The sequence below is a fragment of the Streptomyces pratensis genome (genome assembly GCF_037137275.1).
Taxonomy (GTDB): domain Bacteria; phylum Actinomycetota; class Actinomycetes; order Streptomycetales; family Streptomycetaceae; genus Streptomyces; species Streptomyces pratensis_B.
In genome coordinates, this window is sequence record NZ_JBBBEN010000097.1 from 330,259 (window position 1) to 348,374 (window position 18,116).

15 protein-coding genes are annotated in these 18,116 nt (G+C 73.7%); 7 read left to right on the plus strand and 8 right to left on the minus strand.

The genetic code is table 11. The features are described from left to right. Positions 1-12: 12 nt before the first annotated feature. The 3 genes from V9U70_RS23765 to V9U70_RS23775 all read right to left on the minus strand — a co-directional run bounded on the left by V9U70_RS23765 (position 13) and on the right by V9U70_RS23775 (position 3,500). Positions 13-795 carry an adenosylcobinamide-GDP ribazoletransferase gene (locus V9U70_RS23765; protein WP_336678340.1) on the minus strand — a complete coding sequence of 261 codons (783 nt, stop codon included), beginning with the start codon at positions 793-795 and terminating at the stop codon, positions 13-15. Between the two features lie 250 nt (positions 796-1,045). Further along, positions 1,046-2,185: a nicotinate-nucleotide--dimethylbenzimidazole phosphoribosyltransferase gene (gene cobT / locus V9U70_RS23770; RefSeq protein ID WP_336678342.1), complete on the minus strand. Its 1,140-nt coding sequence runs from the start codon at positions 2,183-2,185 to the stop codon at positions 1,046-1,048. Between the two features lie 112 nt (positions 2,186-2,297). Then, entirely contained in the window at positions 2,298-3,500 is a 1,203-nt protein-coding gene (locus V9U70_RS23775; protein ID WP_336678344.1) for a bifunctional adenosylcobinamide kinase/adenosylcobinamide-phosphate guanylyltransferase, read from the minus strand. A 79-nt stretch (positions 3,501-3,579) separates the two neighbouring features. On the opposite strand from V9U70_RS23775, the gene V9U70_RS23780 reads away from it, so the two are divergent. Continuing rightward, a complete protein-coding gene (locus tag V9U70_RS23780; protein ID WP_336678345.1) occupies positions 3,580-3,789 on the plus strand; it encodes a hypothetical protein in 210 nt (69 codons plus the stop codon). Between the two features lie 132 nt (positions 3,790-3,921). Here V9U70_RS23780 and V9U70_RS23785 read toward each other — a convergent pair whose 3' ends face one another. The 3 genes from V9U70_RS23785 to V9U70_RS23795 form a co-directional block, all read right to left on the minus strand. Further along, entirely contained in the window at positions 3,922-5,025 is a 1,104-nt protein-coding gene (locus V9U70_RS23785; RefSeq protein ID WP_336678347.1) for a S1C family serine protease, read from the minus strand. A gap of 366 nt (positions 5,026-5,391) precedes the next feature. Then, positions 5,392-6,072, minus strand: a complete 681-nt coding sequence (locus tag V9U70_RS23790; protein WP_419724018.1) for a class I SAM-dependent methyltransferase — start codon at positions 6,070-6,072, stop codon at positions 5,392-5,394. Positions 6,073-6,179: 107 nt separating this feature from the next. Continuing rightward, complete coding sequence (locus V9U70_RS23795; protein ID WP_336678350.1) at positions 6,180-6,776, minus strand: DUF3043 domain-containing protein; 597 nt, start codon at positions 6,774-6,776, stop codon at positions 6,180-6,182. 316 nt (positions 6,777-7,092) lie between these two features. On the opposite strand from V9U70_RS23795, the gene V9U70_RS23800 reads away from it, so the two are divergent. The 5 genes from V9U70_RS23800 (at position 7,093) to V9U70_RS23820 (ending at position 13,665) form a co-directional block, all read left to right on the plus strand. Next, positions 7,093-7,872, plus strand: a complete 780-nt coding sequence (locus tag V9U70_RS23800) for a PspA/IM30 family protein (protein WP_336678352.1) — start codon at positions 7,093-7,095, stop codon at positions 7,870-7,872. 10 nt (positions 7,873-7,882) lie between these two features. After that, complete coding sequence (gene pspAA / locus V9U70_RS23805) at positions 7,883-8,161, plus strand: PspA-associated protein PspAA (protein ID WP_336678354.1); 279 nt, start codon at positions 7,883-7,885, stop codon at positions 8,159-8,161. A gap of 164 nt (positions 8,162-8,325) precedes the next feature. Beyond that, the gene (locus V9U70_RS23810; protein WP_336678356.1) at positions 8,326-9,621 is read left to right on the plus strand and encodes a sensor histidine kinase; all 1,296 of its coding nucleotides are present in this window, start codon (positions 8,326-8,328) and stop codon (positions 9,619-9,621) included. Next, positions 9,618-10,346 (plus strand): response regulator transcription factor, encoded by a 729-nt coding sequence (locus tag V9U70_RS23815; protein ID WP_336678358.1) that lies wholly within the window; start codon positions 9,618-9,620, stop codon positions 10,344-10,346. The genes V9U70_RS23810 and V9U70_RS23815 overlap by 4 nt, the downstream gene beginning before the upstream one ends. A 175-nt stretch (positions 10,347-10,521) precedes the next feature. Continuing rightward, a complete protein-coding gene (locus tag V9U70_RS23820; protein ID WP_336678360.1) occupies positions 10,522-13,665 on the plus strand; it encodes an efflux RND transporter permease subunit in 3,144 nt (1,047 codons plus the stop codon). Positions 13,666-13,819: 154 nt separating this feature from the next. On the opposite strand, the gene V9U70_RS23825 is transcribed toward V9U70_RS23820, so the two are convergent. Beyond that, positions 13,820-16,072: a tetratricopeptide repeat protein gene (locus V9U70_RS23825; RefSeq protein ID WP_336678361.1), complete on the minus strand. Its 2,253-nt coding sequence runs from the start codon at positions 16,070-16,072 to the stop codon at positions 13,820-13,822. A 243-nt stretch (positions 16,073-16,315) separates the two neighbouring features. Beyond that, entirely contained in the window at positions 16,316-17,503 is a 1,188-nt protein-coding gene (nadA, locus tag V9U70_RS23830; protein ID WP_336678363.1) for a quinolinate synthase NadA, read from the minus strand. Between the two features lie 222 nt (positions 17,504-17,725). Here nadA and V9U70_RS23835 point away from each other — a divergent pair, with 222 nt between their 5' ends. After that, on the plus strand, positions 17,726-18,082 hold the full coding sequence (locus V9U70_RS23835; RefSeq protein WP_003969624.1) for a HesB/IscA family protein: 357 nt from the start codon (positions 17,726-17,728) through the stop codon (positions 18,080-18,082). The last annotated feature ends 34 nt before the right edge of the window (positions 18,083-18,116 follow it).

Consider the following 18,116-nt stretch of genomic DNA (forward strand, 5'->3'; position numbering starts at 1 on the left):
CACGCGGCCGGGTCACGGCCCGAGCGACAGCACCACCAGAGCGGCCGTCGCCGCGGCCTCCTCGACGCCGCCGAAGACGTCCCCGGTGACCCCGCCGAACCGTCGCACGCAGTGCCGCAGCAGCAGTTCGGCCGCGCCGAGCGCGCCGAGCGCCGCGAGCGCGTGGTGCAGCGCCCCGTACGGGCCCAGCGGTGCGCCCGCCGCAGCGCACAACGCCACCGCCGCCATCACCGCCAGCAGGGCCCGCCCGGCCGGCACCGTGGACGCGACCGTCGCGCCCAGGCCCTCGGGCCGGGCCGCCGGGACGCCCTCCCGGGATGCCAGGGTGAGCGCCAGACGGGCGGCGACACCGGCCACCACCGCGCCCAGCGCGCCGTGCGCCCACCCCGCGCCGTACAGCTCGAAGAGGGCCGCGACCTGGGACAGCAGCACCAGGAGCAGCGTGATCACGCCGAACGGCCCGATGTCGGACTGCTTCATGACGCGCAGCGCGTCCTCGGCGGGCTTCCCGCTGCCCAGGCCGTCCGCCGTGTCCGCCAGACCGTCCAGGTGCAGGCCCCGAGTGAGGGCCGCGGGCACCGCGACGGAGGCGACCGCCGCGAGCAGGGGCCCCGCGCCGGCCAGCAGCGACAGCGAGCCGAAGGCCGCGGCGAGCACCCCCACGACGAGCCCGGCGAGCGGGGCGCAGAGCATGCCGGAGCGGGCCGCCGCGCGGTCCCAGCGGGACACCCGGACGGGCAGCACCGTCAGGGTGCCGAAGGCGAAACGCAGGCCGTGGCTGTTCAGGGAGGTCACCGCGCGCAGGCTAGCCGCTGTCACCCGCGGACAGACGGGTCGAACGTGATGGACGCGGCGAAACCCGACACATCAGGAGTGGGTGGCATGGGTCACTGGCGGCACGGCGGCACGGCGGCATCGCGGAACCGGGCGGGGCCGCTGCTCCTCGCGCCGGCCGCGTTCGGCTTGACCTCCGCCGCCGCGCGTACGATCACCCGGCTGCTCCGTGCGGGAAAGGGCCCGCGCCCTCCCGGCGTTCCGCAGGCGCTCAGAGCCCGTCGACGGCCTTCGCCGGCGTGTCGGCCGGCCCCGGGGCGGCGGGCTCCGCGGCCGCGGCCTCCTCGGCGTCCTGCGGACCGTCCGCCGTCTTCGGGGCGCGCTCGGGCAGTTCCGCGGCGAGCGCGGCCGCCGCCTGCACCAACGGCAGGGCCAGCAACGCCCCGCTGCCCTCGCCGACCGTCACACCGTGGTCCAGCAGCGGGGTCAGCGCCATCCGGTCCAGCGCCTTCGTCTGCGCGGGCTCCCCGCTGACCTGACCGGCCAGCCACCAGTCGGGCGCGCGGAACGCCGCCCGCTGGGCCACCAGGGCGCAGGCCGCGGAGACGACCCCGTCCAGGATCACCGGCATCCGGCGCACCGCGCTCTGCAGGAGGAACCCGGTGATCGCTGCCAGGTCCGCGCCCCCGGACGTCGCCAACAGCTCCACCTGGTCGCCCAGCACCGGGCGGGCCCGGCGCAGCGCGTCGCGGATCGCCGCGCACTTGCGCATCCACGCCAGATCGTCGATGCCCGCCCCGCCGCGCCCGGTCACCACGGAGGCGTCCGTGCCGCAGAGCGCCGCGACGAGCGTGGCCGCAGCCGTCGTCCCTCCGACGCTGAGGTCGCCGAGCACCACCAGATCGGTCCCGGAGTCCGCCTCCTCGTCGGCGATCGCCATGCCCAGGCGGACCGCGCGCTCCGCCTCCTCCGCGCTCAGCGAATCCTCGACGTCGATCCGCCCCGAGCCCCGCCGCACCCGGTGGCGCACGACGGACTCCGGCAGCAGCTGAGGATCGCAGTCGAGCCCGGCGTCCACGATCCGCAGCGGCACGGAGAAGCGCCGCGCCAGCACCGCGACCGGGCTCGCGCCGTCGAGGGCGGCCCGGACCAGCTCGTACGCGCTGCCCGCCGCCCGGCCGGAGACGCCCAGTTCGGCCACCCCGTGGTCGCCGGCGAACAGCACGACACGAGGCCGCTCGACTGCCCTGACCGGTACGGACTGCTGGGCGGCGCTGAGCCACTCGCCCAGCTCGTCGAGGCGGCCGAGGGCCCCGGGCGGGACGCTCAGCCGCTCGCGCCGCTCCTCGGCATCGTGGCGCACGCCCCCGTCAGGGCGCTCGATCAGGTCGGAGAAGTCGTCCAGATTCACGGAGGTCTGCCTCGCGGGTCGTCACGTCGGGGTCCGGGCCGGGAACCCGGCGGCGGGTCCCCGCCCGGAACAGTACCGGTCGGTCCCCGGTGCGGGCCCGGCCCGCGCGCCCTCAGCCCCGCACCACCAGGACCTGACCCGAGACCACGAGCAGCACCTCCTCGCACTCGCCGGCCACCGCCGCGTTGAGCCGACCGAGCTCGTCCCGGAAGCGCCGCCCCGCCGGGGTCGCCGGGACCACCCCCGAACCCACCTCGTTGGTCACCATCACCACCCGGCGCCGGGTCGCGCGCACCGCGCCGACCAGCTCCGCGACCCGTGCCCGCAGCGCCGTCTCGCCGCCGTCCCGCCACCGGGCCCCCTCCCAGGCGTCGACCCGGTCCATCGCGTCCGTCAGCCAGAGCGACAGGCAGTCGATCAGCAGCGGAGGCCCGTCCGCGCGCAGCAGATCCACGAGGTCGCAGGTCTCCTCGGTGCGCCAGGCCCCGGGCCTGCGGTCCCGGTGCAGCCCCACCCGTGCCGCCCAGTCCGCGTCGCCCTCGCGGTGACCGCCGGTCGCCACATACACCACGTCCGGAAAGGTCTCCAGGCGCTGCTCGGCCTCCAGGGACTTCCCCGACCGCGCCCCGCCCGTGACCAGCACCCGGCGCGGCACGTCCGACGCCGTGCGGTCGCCGCCCACCTCCAGCGTCGTCCCGTCCGGCACGGCCCGCGCCCCCGCCGCCGCGAGCCGCCGGTCCAGGGCACGGCCCGGCGGCGCGTCGTGGTCCAGGTGGACCGCGATCACCTCGGTGGCCGGGCCGACCGCCCCCGCCCCCCGCAGCCTGGCCAGCGCGTCGGGCCGCCCGACGATGTCGCAGAGGACCATGTCGTACGGCGCCTCCACCCGCTCGGGCAGTCCCGACGGCGCGGCCCCCGGCGGCAGGTACAGCAGCCGCTCGCCCTCCGGCGCGCTCACCTCGTAGCCGGTCCCCGGGGCGTCCATCGGAACGGCCCGCACGCGGTGCCCGCTGATCAGGGTCAGGACCTGGCCGTCCGGGACCCGCCCGGCGGGCGGCAGGACGGCGGGCAGCTCGACGGCGGGCCCGTCGTGCGGATGGGTCAGCAGCACCTGGCGGACCGCGCCCAGCGCACGTCCGGCCCGCGCGGCCGCGAGCACCGCCTGGGGGGTGAGGTCGAGCAGCAGCGCCTCGTCGACCAGCAGCGATGTCGCGGCCCGCGCCCACGGGCCGCGGGCCGCGGCGCAGGCCGCGCAGGGGCAGGAGGGGCGGGGCAGCCCGTCGGGGGCGCCGGTGCCGAGCAGAGTCAGTTCCACGTCTCGATCTTCCCGTGTCCCCACGGCGGGTGCGCGCCCGGCTAGGCTTCGTGGCAGCAACGTGACCCAGGAGGCGGACATGGCGTGGACGTGGCGGTTCGAGAAGTCCGACGGTACGGAGACGGAGCCGGCGTTGGAGCCGGAGGAGTTCCCCACCCAGGGGGACGCGGAGTCCTGGATCGGTGAGTACTGGAAGGAACTGCTGGAGGGCGGCGCCGCACAGGTGACGCTCTTCGAGGACTCGGCCAAGATCTACGGCCCGATGAGCCTGCAGGCGGACAACGCCTGACGCTCGACGGCACAGGCACAGGCACAGGCACAGGCACAGGCACAGCGAGGGGCGGGCGGTCGGGGGCGCTCCCGTACCGCCCGCCCCTCGCCCGTCCCCGTCCCGCCCGCGTTCGGTACGCCGGCGTCGGGCTCAGATCTCGCCGAGCGTGACCTCTGCCGTCCGGTTGTCGTCCTCGCGGGTGTACGTCACCGTGACCTTCTGGCCCGGTTCCGCGTCCGCCAGCGCTTCGGAGAGCGACGTGATGGTGGTGACCTCGCTGTCGCCGACTTCCGTGATGACGTCCCCGGCCCGCAGCCCCGCCCGGTCCGCGGCGCCGCCCCGCTCGACGCTGACCAGCGCCACCCCGGACGGGCGGTAGCTGTCGTCGACGACCGTGCGGCCGGTGATGTTCAGCGCCGCCCGGCCCGAGTCCGTGACCCGGCCGTGCTCGATGATCTGGTCGGCGACCGTGCGCACCATCGACACGGGGATCGCGAAGCCGATGCCCGGAGCCGCGCTGCCACCCAGCTGCGGGTCCGTCGCCGCGAGGGTGGGAATGCCGATCACCCGGCTGTCGAGGTCGACCAGCGCCCCGCCGCTGTTGCCCGGGTTGATCGCCGCGGACGTCTGCACCATGTCGGCGATCGTCGCGCCGGTGCCGCCGCCCGCCCGGCTCTCGCTGACGGTCCGGCCGAGCGCGGAGACGATGCCCTGGGTGACGCTGCTGGACAGGCCGAGCGGCGAGCCCATCGCCATCACGATCTGCCCCACCTCGACCTGGTCCGCCTCGCCGAACTTCGCGGGCTTCAGCCCCTCGGGCACCTCGTCGAGTCTGATCACGGCGAGATCCTGCTCGGGGTAGGAGGAGACCAGCGAGGCGCTCAGGAGCGTCTCCCCGGTGGCGACGCTGACCTTGAACTCCTTCTCCTCACCGATCACATGGGCGTTGGTGACGATGTGGCCCCTGGCGTCGTAGACGACCCCGGAACCGAGACTGTCCGAGGCGTCGATCTGCACCACCGACGGCAGGACGTCGTTGATCACCCGCTGGTAGGCGCTCTCCAGGTCATCGGAGGCACGGGTCACCGCACCCTGGGCCGTGCCCGGGGCGCTGGCCGCGGGCGAGGGGGCCGCCGGACTCGTGCCGGAGCAGCCGCCCGCCAGGGCCACCGCGCAGACGACGGCCGGCAGGGGGAGCAGCCGCCTGCGCGCTCGGCTGCGGAAGAGGGGTGCGTCGGTGCCCGGAATATCCATATCCGGAGTCTGGTGGAGCCACCGGCCGGGGCACCCGCGCTGATGGGCCGAACGGGGGCCGGGGGCGGTGGCGGACGGCGGGGGCGAGCCTCGCCTTCCGAGCGGAGCAGGGCCGGGTCCGGCCGCACGGCATCCGGCCGGGTCCGGCCGCACGCCGTCCGAAGACGGCCGGGCATGGCGCCGCGACCGGGCGAAGCCGGGGTCCTCAGGGCTGTCCCGTCTCCCCGGCCGGTAAAGGACGCCGGCCGCGGCGCCTGGCCGCGTTGCCGGAACGCCCGCGTCCATCCGTGGGCGGACGGCCCTCGGCCGTGCGACGCGCCGCGTCCGACGCCGCGCACCGATCCACGGGGCATGACGGGGCAGCCCTCAGCCGCGCACTCCGCACAGATGCAGCAGCGCCGCCACACTCCGGTACGGGTCGGTCCGCCCGGCCCGGTCCTCCAGGGCGATGACCCGGTCCAGTTCACCGGCCGGCAGCTCCAGAGCGTCCGCCACGTTGTCCGTGAAGACCCGCACGCCGTACCAAGCGTGCAGCGGCGCGGCGATCCCGGCCAGGGTGGTCCGCAGCGCGCCGAGCCGGTCGGCCCGCACCGTGCGGCCGAGCCGGTCGGTGTACGAGGCGGAGTCCAGGGCGGTCAGGGCGGCGGCGAAGTCACCGCAAAGGCCGGGGCCCATCGCGAGGGCGTCCGCGTTCCGGACGAGAAGGGAGAGCAGACCGCCGGGGGCCAGCATCCGCGCCAGCCCGGCCAGCATGGGGTCCGGCTCCTCGACGTGCATCAGGACGCCGTGGCACAGCACCACGTCGAAGCTGCCGGGCAGGAAGTGCACCCCGGTGTCGCGGCCGTCGCCCTCGATGAGCCTGACCCGCTCCCGGATGCCCTCGGGCTCCGCGGAAAGGCTCTCGCGGGCCGCGCCGAGCAGGCGGGCGTCCGCCTCCAGGCCGGTCACAGAGTGGCCGGCCCGAGCCAGCCGCAGCGCCTGGGTGCCCCGGCCCATGCCCACGTCCAGGACGCGCAGCCGCCGCCCGACGGGGAACCGCCCCGCCATCTGCTCGTCCAGCTGCCGCGCCACCAGCTCCTGGCGCACCGCCTCGCGGACGCCGCCCGGAGCGGTCGACGACGATGCGGTCCCGGTGAGGCCGAAGGCCTCCGTGCTCAGGGCCGCTCTCCGCGCTTGACCTGCGGCTTCGGCAGCCGCAGTCGACGCATCTGGAGCGAGCGCATCAGGGCGTACGGCACCGCCCCGCGCTTCGGCGTGTCCGGGAAGCGCTCGCGCAGCTGCTTCTTCAGCCGGAGGGTCATGCCGACCGAGTCGACCACGATCAGGACGATCACACCGATCCACAGCGTCAGCGAGATGGTCTGCACGTACGGCACCTGGATCACGCTGAGGACCAGGATGACCACCGCGATCGGCAGGAACCACTCGGCGACCCAGAAGCGCGAGTCCACGAAGTCGCGGACGAAGCGCCGCACCGGCCCCTTGTCGCGGACCGGCAGGTAGCGCTCGTCGCCAGAGGCGAGCGCCTCACGCTGCCTGGCCAGATCGGCGCGGCGCGCTTCGCGCTGACGCTTCATGGCCGACTTGCGGTCGACCGGCGTCGTGGAGGCACGCCGGCGCTGCGTCTGGGCCTCACTGCGCTTGGGGGTGGGGCGACCCTTGGGGGCCTGCGGGTCGCGGGGATGCGTGGAGAGGTCCGTCGTCACCTTGGCGGTGGGGACCTTCTCTTCCTTGGCGCGGCTACGGAACACAAAACCCAAGGGTACGGGGTCGGCGGGCGGGCCGGTGGACCGGGCGGGAACGATCGGGCAACGGACCGGGCCCGCGAAGCCCCCGGAGAGGGGCAGAACGGACGTTTACCGTCCGTTCCCTCGCCTGTCACCCGCTTTCCCGGGGCGCCGCCTACACCCTGGGCGGGAGCGTCGCCCGGCGCAGTCGTCCTTGGGTAGGAGCACATCCGGGTCCGAACAGTGCGGTAATAGAGACAGGGCCCGTACTGTGGGTTCTATCGGGAGTGCTGGAGCTCAGTTCGTCAGAAGGGGGCGCGCGAAGCCCATGAGCGGTGTCATGAAGCGTATGGGGATGCTCTTCCGCGCGAAGGCAAACAAGGCCCTTGACCGGGCCGAAGATCCGCGCGAGACCCTCGACTACTCGTACCAGAAGCAGCTGGAGCTGCTTCAGAAGGTGCGTCGCGGCGTCGCCGACGTGGCGACGTCCCGCAAGCGCCTGGAACTGCAGCTGAACCAGTTGCAGGGTCAGTCGTCCAAGCTGGAGGACCAGGGCCGCAAGGCGCTGGCGCTGGGCCGCGAGGACCTGGCGCGCGAAGCGCTGTCGCGGCGCGCCGCCCTCCAGCAACAGGTCACCGATCTGGAGACGCAGCACACCACGTTGCAGGGCGAGGAGGAGAAGCTCACTCTGGCGGCCCAGCGGTTGCAGGCCAAGGTCGACGCCTTCCGCACCAAGAAGGAGACCATCAAGGCCACCTACACGGCGGCGCAGGCCCAGACCCGCATCGGCGAGGCCTTCTCCGGGATCTCCGAGGAGATGGGCGACGTCGGCCTGGCGATCCAGCGTGCCGAGGACAAGACGCAGCAGCTCCAGGCGCGGGCCGGCGCCATCGACGAGCTGCTCGCCTCCGGCGCCCTGGACGACCCGACCGGCACGGCGAAGGACGACATCGCCGCCGAGCTGGACCGGCTCTCCGGCGGCACGGACGTGGAGCTGGAGCTTCAGCGGATGAAGGCCGAGCTGTCCGGCGGCTCCTCCTCCCAGCAGGCCATCGAGGGCGGTGCCCAGGACGCCGCGCCGCAGTCGCAGCAGTCCCCGCACAAGTTCGACAAGCAGTGAGGACAGCGTCATGATCGTACGGATCATGGGGGAAGGCCAGGTCAAGCTCGCCGACAGTCACCTCGTCGAACTGAACGAGCTCGACGACGTGTTGCTCAAGGAGATGGAGACCGGCGACGGCCCCGGCTTTCGTGCCACGCTCCACGCGCTCCTGGACAAGGTGCGCGAGCTCGGCACGCCCCTGCCGGACGACTCGCTGGAGCCGTCCGAGCTCATCCTCCCGGCGCCCGACGCCACCATCGCGGACGTACGGGCCATGCTGAGCGACGACGGGCTCATTCCCAGCTGAACCAGCGCTCGCACCCTTGTGCCCCGTGTCCGGCCCGCCGGTCGCGGGGCGCTGTGCGTACACCGGGAAACGGCCCCCTCCGCGCGGGCCGGGCGCGGGCACCGCCGGGGGCGGCGCACCACCGGGGCCGCCCCCGGGCCGGGCACACCGTACCGTTGCCGGACGTGACCACCCTCTCGTCCGGGTTCGCGCGCGCCCGCCGCTGGCTTCGGGACCATCCCCTCGCGTTCGACGCGGCGCTGGCTCTGTGCGTCCTCGTCTCGATGATCTGCGGTTCGTTCGCCGACCCGGGCGGCGGCCGCGGGCCGACCTTCGGCGCCCGCACCCCCGAGCCGCCCAGCGTGCTCCTCATGGTGCTCGCGGCCGTGGCCCTGGCGCTGCGGCGACGCCGGCCGATGGGCGTGCTGACCGTGACCGGCGCCCTGACGGCCGCCGAGTTCGTCCTGATGGACCCGCCGGCCCCGGTCGTCATGAGCACCGTCGTCGCGCTCTACACCGTCGCCTCACGCACCGACCGGCCCACCACCTGGCGGGTCGGGCTGCTGACCATGGGCGCGCTGACCGTGGTCGCGATGGCCTTCGGCTCGACGCCCTGGTACAGCCAGGAGAACCTCGGCGTGTTCGCCTGGACCGGGATGGCGTCCGCCGCGGGGGACGCCGTACGCAGCAGGCGCGCGTTCGTCGACGCCATCAGGGAGCGCGCCGAGCGGGCCGAGCGGACCCGCGAGGAGGAGGCCCGCCGCCGCGTCGCCGAGGAGCGGCTGCGGATCGCCCGGGACCTCCACGACGTCGTCGCCCACCACATCGCGCTCGTCAACGTCCAGGCCGGGGTCGCCGCCCATGTGATGGACAGGCGTCCGGACCAGGCCAAGGAGGCGCTCGCCCACGTCCGGGAAGCCAGCCGCTCCGCGCTCAACGAACTCCGCGTCACCGTGGGGCTGCTGCGCCAGCAGGGCGACCCGGAAGCGCCCACAGAACCGGCCCCCGGCCTCGCGGTCCTCGCCGAGCTGCTGGACACCTTCCGCAACGCCGGCCTCCCCGTGGAGGTGGCCTGCGCCGCCGAGGGGACCCGGCTCCCGGCCGCCGTCGACCTGGCTGCCTACCGGGTCGTCCAGGAGGCCCTGACCAACGTCCGCAAGCACGCGGGCCCCGGCGCCCGGGCCGAGGTGAGCGTCGTGCGGGTCGGGGCCACCGTGGAGATCACGGTGCTCGACGACGGCCGGGGCGCCCCGGCGCGACGACCCGCCTCCGGGGCGGCAAGCCGCGCCGAGGACGGCCGGGACAGCGGCGGCCACGGCCTGGTCGGCATGCGCGAACGCGTCACCGCCCTCGGCGGCGCCCTCACCGCGGGGCCTCGGTACGGCGGCGGGTTCCGGGTCCATGCGATCCTGCCGGTCGAGGCCCGCGCGGGTGAACCGGAACCGCCGGGGACAGCGGGCGGAACGGGGGCACGCCGATGACCCGGCCGACGCCGCCGGCGACGCGACCGGCGCCCACCCCGCCCATCAAGGTGCTGCTCGTCGACGACCAGGCGCTGCTGCGCAGCGCGTTCCGGGTGCTGGTGGACTCCGAGCCCGACATGGAGGTCGTCGGCGAGGCGGCGGACGGGGCCCAGGCGGTCGAGCTGGCCCGCGCGACGGGCGCACGGGTGGTGCTCATGGACATCCGGATGCCGGGCACGGACGGGCTCGCCGCCACCCGGATGATCAGCGCGGACCCGGAGCTGTCCGGCGTACGCGTGGTCATGCTCACCACCTTCGAGGTCGACGAGTACGTCGTCCAGTCGCTGCGCGCCGGAGCCTCCGGCTTCCTCGGCAAGGGCGCGGAACCCGAGGAGCTGCTCAACGCCATCCGGATCGCGGCGGCCGGCGAGGCGCTGCTCTCCCCGGCCGCGACCAAGGGGCTCATCGCCACGTTCCTGGCGCAGGGCGGAAGTTCGGGGCAGGGGCCGGACAGCGCGGAGTACGCGGAGCGGCTGGGCGCGCTCACCGGTCGCGAACGCGAGGTCCTGGTGCTGGTGGCGGGCGGTCACTCGAACGACCGGATCGCCGAACGCCTGTCGGTCAGCCCGCTCACCGTCAAGACCCATGTGAACCGGGCGATGGCGAAGGTCGGGGCCCGCGACCGCGCCCAATTGGTGGTAATCGCCTACGAATCGGGACTGGTGCGCCCCCGGGCGGACTGACCGGGGAGACGCGGCGTACACCGGCGTACTCCACCTGCGGTATGCGCGGCATGAGAAAGCAGTCCGGGGGGCGACGTCTCGGCCGCGCGGACCGGAGATCGTGGGAGGTGGGCTGGAGGCGCCCCGTCCCCTCCCGGCCCCCTCGCCGCGTACGCCACAGAAGAGAGACCCACCCATGTCCTGGCTGTCCAGATTCAGCCTCGCGCAAAGGGCCCTGATCGGGCTGATGTCGATCGTCGCGCTCGTCTTCGGCGCGATAGCGATCCCGCAGCTCAAACAGCAGCTGCTGCCCACCATCGAACTGCCGATGGTCTCGGTGCTGGCGCCGTACCAGGGTGCGTCCCCCGATGTGGTCGAGAAGCAGGTCGTCGAACCGCTGGAGAACGCCATCAAGGCCGTCGACGGCGTCGAGGGCATCACCTCGACCGCCGGCGAGGGCAACGCCGTGATCATGGCGAGCTTCGACTTCGGTGACGAAGGCACCAAGCAGCTCGTCGCCGACATCCAGCAGGCCGTCAACCGGGCCCGCGCCCAGCTGCCCGAAGGCGTCGACCCGCAGGTCGTCGCCGGCTCCACCGACGACATCCCCGCCGTGGTCCTCGCGGTCACCTCCGACAAGGATCAGCAGGCGCTCGCCGACGAGCTGGACCGCACGGTCGTCCCGGCCCTCCAGGACATCGAGGGCGTCGGCCAGGTCACCGTCGACGGCGTGCGCGAACTCCAGGTCTCCGTCGTCCCCGACGACCGGAAGCTCGCCGGGGCCGGTCTGAACACGGGCGCGCTCTCCCAGGCCCTCAGGGCGGGCGGCGCGACCCTGCCGGCCGGGGCGTTCTCCGAGTCCGGCAAGAGCCGCACCATCCAGGTCGGCGGCGGCTACACCTCGCTCCAGCAGATCGAGGACCTCCAGGTCGTCGCCCAGGACCCGGCGGGCGGCGACCCCGGCAAGCCGGTGCGCCTCGGTGACGTGGCCGAGGTGAAGCAGGAACCGGCCACCGCGGTCTCCATCACCCGCACCAACGGCAAGCCGAGCCTCGCGGTCATGGCGACGATGGACAAGGACGGCAGCGCCGTCGCCATCTCCGACGCCGTCGAGGACAAGCTCCCCGGCCTCCGCCAGGACCTCGGGAGCGGCGCCGAGCTGACCGTCGTCTCCGACCAGGGGCCCGCCGTCTCCAAGGCCATCTCAGGGCTGACCACCGAGGGCGCGCTCGGCCTGGTCTTCGCGGTCGTGGTGATCCTGGTCTTCCTCGCGTCGATCCGCTCGACGCTGGTCACCGCGGTCTCCATCCCGCTCTCCATCGTCCTCGCGCTGATCGTGCTCTGGACGCGCGACCTGTCGCTGAACATGCTCACCCTCGGCGCGCTGACCATCGCCATCGGCCGGGTCGTCGACGACTCGATCGTGGTCCTGGAGAACATCAAGCGCCACCTCGGTTACGGCGAGGAGCGCCACGCCGCGATCATCACCGCGGTGCGGGAAGTGGCCGGAGCGGTCACCTCCGCCACGCTCACCACCGTCGCCGTCTTCCTGCCCATCGGACTGGTCGGCGGCATGGTCGGCCAGCTCTTCGGCTCCTTCTCGCTGACCGTCACCGCGGCGCTGCTCGCCTCGCTGCTGGTCTCGCTGACCGTGGTGCCGGTGCTGTCGTACTGGTTCCTGCGCGCGCCCAAGGGCACGCCGAAGGACGCGGCCGAGGCCCGTCGCATCGCAGAGGAGAAGGAGGCCGCCAGCAAGCTCCAGCGCTTCTACGTCCCCGTCCTGCGCTTCGCGACCCGCCGCCGGGTCACCAGCCTCGTCATCGCCGCCGCCGTGCTCATCGCCACCTTCGGCATGCTCCCGCTCCTCAAGACCAACTTCTTCGACGCGGGCGAGCAGGAGGTCCTCACCGTCAAGCAGGAGCTGGCCCCCGGCACCAGCCTCCAGGCCGCGGACGAGGCGGCCCGCAAGGTCGAGCAGGTCCTCAGCGACGACGAGGGCGTCAAGGACTACCAGGTCACCGTCGGCTCCTCCGGCTTCATGGCGGCCTTCGGCGGCGGCACCGGAGCCAACCAGGCCTCCTACCAGGTCACCCTGGAGGACGCCGCGGACCACAAGGACGCCCAGGGCCGGATCGACGCGGCCCTCGGCAGGCTCGACGGCATCGGCGACACCACCATCACGGCGGGCGACGGCTTCGGCGCGCAGGACCTGAGCGTCGTCGTCAAGGCCGCCGACGCGGACGTCCTCAAGAAGGCGGCCGACGCGGTCCGTTCTGAGGTCGCCGCCATCGACGACGTCACCGACGTCCAGAGCGACCTGTCGCAGAGCGTTCCGCGGATCTCCGTCACGCCCAACGACAGGGCGGCCGCCGCCGGGTTCGACTCCACGACCCTCGGCGGGGTCGTCGCCGGAGCCGTCCGCGGCACCCCCTCCGGCACGGCGACGCTGGACGACACCGAGCGCGACATCGTCGTCAGGCCCGCCCGCCCGACCGTCACGATGGCCGGCCTGAAGGCCTTGCCGCTCGGCCCGGTGAAACTCGGCGACATCGCCGCGGTCGAGCTGGTCCCCGGCCCGGTCTCGATGACCCGCATCGACGGACAGCGCGCGGCGACGATCACCGCCAAGCCCGTCGGGGACAACACCGGAGCGGTGGGCGCCACCCTCGCGGCGAAGATCGACGCCCTGGACCTCCCCGACGGCGCCACCGCCACCATCGGCGGTGTCACCGAGGACCAGAACGAGGCCTTCACGCAGCTCGGCCTCGCCATGCTGGCCGCCATCGCGATCGTCTTCATGCTGCTGGTGGCCACCTTCCGGTCGCTCGTCCAGCCGCTGATCCTGCTGGTCTCCGTCCCGTTCGCGGCGACCGGGGCCATCGGCCTCCTGCTGATCACGGGCACCCCGCTGGGCGTTCCGGCGATGATCGGCCTGCTGATGCTCATCGGCATCGTGGTGACCAACGCGATCGTGCTGATCGACCTGGTCAACCAGTACCGGGCCCAGGGCCTGGGCATCGTGGAAGCCGTCGTCGAGGGCGGCCGCCACCGCTTCCGCCCGATCCTGATGACAGCACTGGCGACCATCTTCGCCCTGCTGCCGATGGCTCTCGGCGTCACCGGCGACGGCGGCTTCATCTCCCAGCCGCTGGGCGTCGTGGTGATCGGCGGCCTGATCAGCTCCACCCTGCTGACCCTGCTGCTCGTGCCGACGCTGTACGCGATGGTCGAGCTGCGCAAGGAGCGCCGCGCCGACAAGAAGGCGGCCGAGCGCGCCGCGAAGGCGGACGCGACGGCCCAGCCGGAGCCGGTCCGGGAGGCGGAGCCCTCGGGAGTGTGACCGCACCGGCCGGACGAGGCGCCGGACGACGAAGGGGCCTGTCCCACGCACCGGCGTGGGGCAGGCCCCTCGACGTCCCTCGTCCCGTGACCGAGGAGACGAACGCGCCTTGGGCGGAGCCCCGGAAGCGGCGGCGACTGAGGCGGTCGGGGCCTCAGGGCCGAGTGGCGGGGGCGGGGCCCCTGGCGGTGCGGCCGAGGGCCTGCACGATGCGGTGCAGCGTAGCCCCGTGCGGTCCGCCGTGGCGGGTGCTGACGGCGGCGGTCTCCCGCAGCAGCCGGGCGCGGGTCTCCTCCGGAGCCCTGTGCAGGAGCGCGGCCAGGTCGTCCGGGTCGAAGCCCTCGGCCTCCCCCGAGAGCACCAGGGCCACCTGGGCGTGGGTGAGCGAGGAGAGCCGGTCCCCGTAGACCTGTCCCTCGATGCCTCCCGCATGCATCAGCGCGGTGCAGTCCCCGGCCTCCAGCGCCCGGTCCACGTAGGCCTGGAGAGCGCTGCGGTCCTCGACGAGTCGGTAGGCGGCGTCCAGGCCCTCGGTGCGGGCGACGTCGAGCACGGCGATGTGCGCCAGGGGGGTGTCAGCCTCGCAGGGCCGTGCGGACAGCAGGCGGGGGTGTTCCTGGAGGAAGGCCCGCGACTGGTCCCAGTCCGCGCACGCCACCCACTCCGCCAGCTGCTCGGACAGGATCAGCGGATCGTACGCGGCGGTCACGCCGTGCACGAGGACGGCCTCGCGGAGCGCCGCGTGCCGCTGTGCGCCGCGCGGGTCCAGGACCGCCAGCTCCTCCAGCGCCGTCGCCGCCTCCTCGCTGCCGAGGACGTCGGCGTTCCGGGACCAGAAGTCGCGTGACCGGGGCCAGTCGGGCGCGAACATCCAGGAGCTGACGCGCTCCACGGTCCTCGGCCGCAGGGTGAGCCAGTCCGGCACGGGCGTGAAGGTCTCCTCCTCCCAGACCGTGTGCACCGCCGCGATGTCGTCGTACGCGCGCAGCGCCTGCCGGGCCCTTACGGTCACGGCGTCCGCGCCCCCGCCGCCGTCCGCCTCCCGGTCGAGCAACGTCACCAGCTCCCTCACCCCGGTCGTGGGCCAGGGGGCGGGGCAGCGCAGCAGGAAGACGTTCCGCTCCACTGCCAGGCGCCGGGCGGTCGCGGGGCGGGCCCCGGCGAACTCCTTGGCGGTCGCGTCGAACTCCTGGATCGCCGCCGCGTGCTCACCGGCACGGCCGAGAGCCCGGCCCAGGTCGTCGAGGGCGGAGACCAGGGAGGCGTCGGAGGCGCCGGGGCCGGCCGGCCCCAGGGACCGGTGGAGGGCCACCGCTTCCCGGAAGGCCTCCACCGCCCCCTCGGCATCGCCGTTCAGCTCCAGATGGGCGCCGAGAGCCCGGAGGGACCGGGCCAGGCCGGGCAGGGAGGCGTCCCCCGGTGCGCGCAGGAGGTCGACGGCCTCCCGGGCCGGGGCCAGGGCCTCGTCCCGGCGGCCGGCGCCGGCCAGGCTCTCGGCGAGGGTGCGCAGCGCGGCGGCGAGGCCGCAGCGGTGGGCCTCGGGGTGCTGAGCGGTCAGCTCGCGGCGCAGACCGACGGCCTCCTTCGCCGCCCGGAGACCCGCTGTCGTGTCCCCGGACCTGTTGAGGTGACCGGCCAGGCCTTCGAGCGCCGCGGCCAGCTCCGGACGGAAGGCGCCCGGCCGCTGTGCGGCGAGTGCGCGGAAGCGGCTGCGCGCCTCCTGGGCCGCCTCGATCGCCCCGGAGACGTCGCTCGCCGCGGCGAGACGGCCGCCGAGGTCGTGGAGAGCCGAGGCGAGCCGGGGGAGGAAGGCGTCCGGCTCCTCCTCGGCGAGGCCCCGGAGCAGGCCGGCCGCCTCCTCGGTGCGAGGTACGGCCTCCAGGGTCTGCCCGGCGGCCGCCAGGTGTGCGGCGTGACGCAGCAGATACTCCGCGAGCGCCGGGACGGACGCGCCCGGCTGCTCCTCCTCGATCAGCTCGCGCTGGAGCCGTACGGCCTGCTGGGCGAAGGACACGGCGGCCGTGTGCTCCCCGGTGTCGGCGACCCGGTCGCCGAGGGCGTCCATGGCCTGGGCGAGCTCCGCCTGGAAGGCTCCGGGGCGGGTCATGCCGAGTTCGGCGTAGATCTGTGCGGCCTCCTTCGCGGGAGCCAGGGCCCCGGCGCTGTCCCCGGCAGCGGCGAGCCGGTTCGACAGCCGATGCAGGGCCCCGGCCAGCTCGGGCAGGCCGGCTGCGGGGTCGCGTTCGGCCGCGTCCCGCCGGCGGCGCATCTCCTCCTCCGCGCCCGCAGGGGTGTCCTCCTTTGCACCCGCCGGCGCGTCGGCGGCGATCCCGTGCCGCGTCCCGTGCCCCGCGTCCGCCCCCCGCGCTTCGTCGCCCGCACCCGTCCCACGGTCCTCTTCGCTCATACCCGCCCCACCGTCCTCGCCGTTCGTTCCGGTCGCCGTGATCGGTACCGTGCACGCGAAGACCCTGCGGTTCACGTGCACGTCACTGCGGTGAGTAGCAGCGTAGTCACGGGGTGGTGCGATCGGCTGCCGTACGGGAGAACTGGGCCGACCGGAACGTCCCGGCGGATACGCGAAAGCCCCGGTATGCCGACCTGCGGCACACCGGGGCTCCTCCGGCCGGTGTCGGCGGCGCCGCGGCCGCTACGGCAGCGCCAGCATCCGCTCCAGCGCCAGCTTCGCGTACTTCTCCGTCTCCGGGTCGACCTCGATCCGGTTGACCAGCTTGCCGTCGGCCAGCGACTCCAGGGTCCAGACCAGGTGCGGCAGGTCGATGCGGTTCATCGTCGAGCAGAAGCAGACCGTCTTGTCGAGGAAGACGATCTCCTTGCCCTCCAGGGCGAAACGGTTCGCCAGGCGGCGGACCAGGTTCAGCTCCGTGCCGATCGCCCACTTCGAGCCGGCCGGGGCCGCCTCCAGGGCCTTGATGATGTACTCCGTCGAGCCCACGTAGTCCGCGGCGGCGACGACCTCGTGCTTGCACTCCGGGTGCACCAGCACGTTGACGCCGGGCATCCGGGCCCGGACGTCCTTCACCGACTCGACGGAGAAGCGGCCGTGGACCGAGCAGTGCCCGCGCCACAGGATCATCTTCGCGTCGCGCAGCTGCTCGGCGGTGAGGCCGCCGTTCGGCTTGTGCGGGTTGTAGAGGACGCAGTCCTCCAGGGTCAGCCCCATGTCCCGCACGGCCGTGTTGCGGCCCAGGTGCTGGTCGGGGAGGAAGAGGATCTTCTCGCCCTGCTCGAACGCCCACTCCAGGGCCCGCTTCGCGTTCGACGACGTGCAGATCGTGCCGCCGTGCCGGCCGGTGAAGGCCTTGATGTCCGCGGAGGAGTTCATGTACGAGACGGGGACCACCTGCTCGGCGACCCCGGCCTCCGTCAGCACGTCCCAGCACTCGGCGACCTGCTCCGCGGTGGCCATGTCGGCCATCGAGCAGCCCGCCGCCAGGTCCGGCAGCACGACCTTCTGGTCGTCCGTCGTCAGGATGTCCGCCGACTCGGCCATGAAGTGCACGCCGCAGAAGACGATGTACTCCGCCTCCGGGCGCGCGGCCGCGTCGCGGGCCAGCTTGAACGAGTCGCCGGTGACGTCCGCGAACTGGATGACCTCGTCGCGCTGGTAGTGGTGGCCGAGGACGAACACCTTGTCCCCGAGCTTCTCCTTCGCGGCGCGGGCGCGCTCCACCAGGTCCGGGTCGGAGGGGGAGGGGAGGTCGCCGGGGCATTCGACGCCGCGCTCGCTCCTCGGGTCGGCCTCCCGGCCGAGCAGCAGCAGCGCGAGCGGTGTCGGCTGTACATCCAGGGGCTGGGCCGTGGTCACGTCACGCACCCTTTCTTCTTAGCGAACTCGCCTTTTCGTCTATTTGACGCTATCTATGATAGCCGCTTCGTGTCACTTTGACGATGTCGATAGCGTCGATGTGACGCATCCCCCGGAGCACCGGGTGTGCGAGCATGAAAAGGAACAGACAAGCGCTTGGCCCGGAATGAATCCGCGGCTGGGGCGGTTGAACCGTCGGCAAGCAGTCCGAACAACCCGGGAGAGAAGCAGATGTCCGTATCGGACGAGACCACCACCGTGAGCGACGGCATCCTCCTGTCCGACGCCGCCGCGGCCAAGGTCAAGGGCCTGCTGGAGCAGGAGGGCCGCGAGGACCTGGCCCTGCGCGTCGCCGTTCAGCCCGGCGGCTGCTCGGGCCTGCGCTACCAGCTCTTCTTCGACGAGCGTTCCCTCGACGGCGACGTGGTGAAGGACTTCGACGGCGTCAAGGTCGTCACCGACCGGATGAGCGCCCCGTACCTGGGCGGCGCCTCCATCGACTTCGTCGACACCATCGAGAAGCAGGGCTTCACCATCGACAACCCGAACGCCACCGGCTCCTGCGCCTGCGGCGACTCGTTCAGCTGACCGCTGCGAGCACGGCACATGAGGGGCGGCCCCG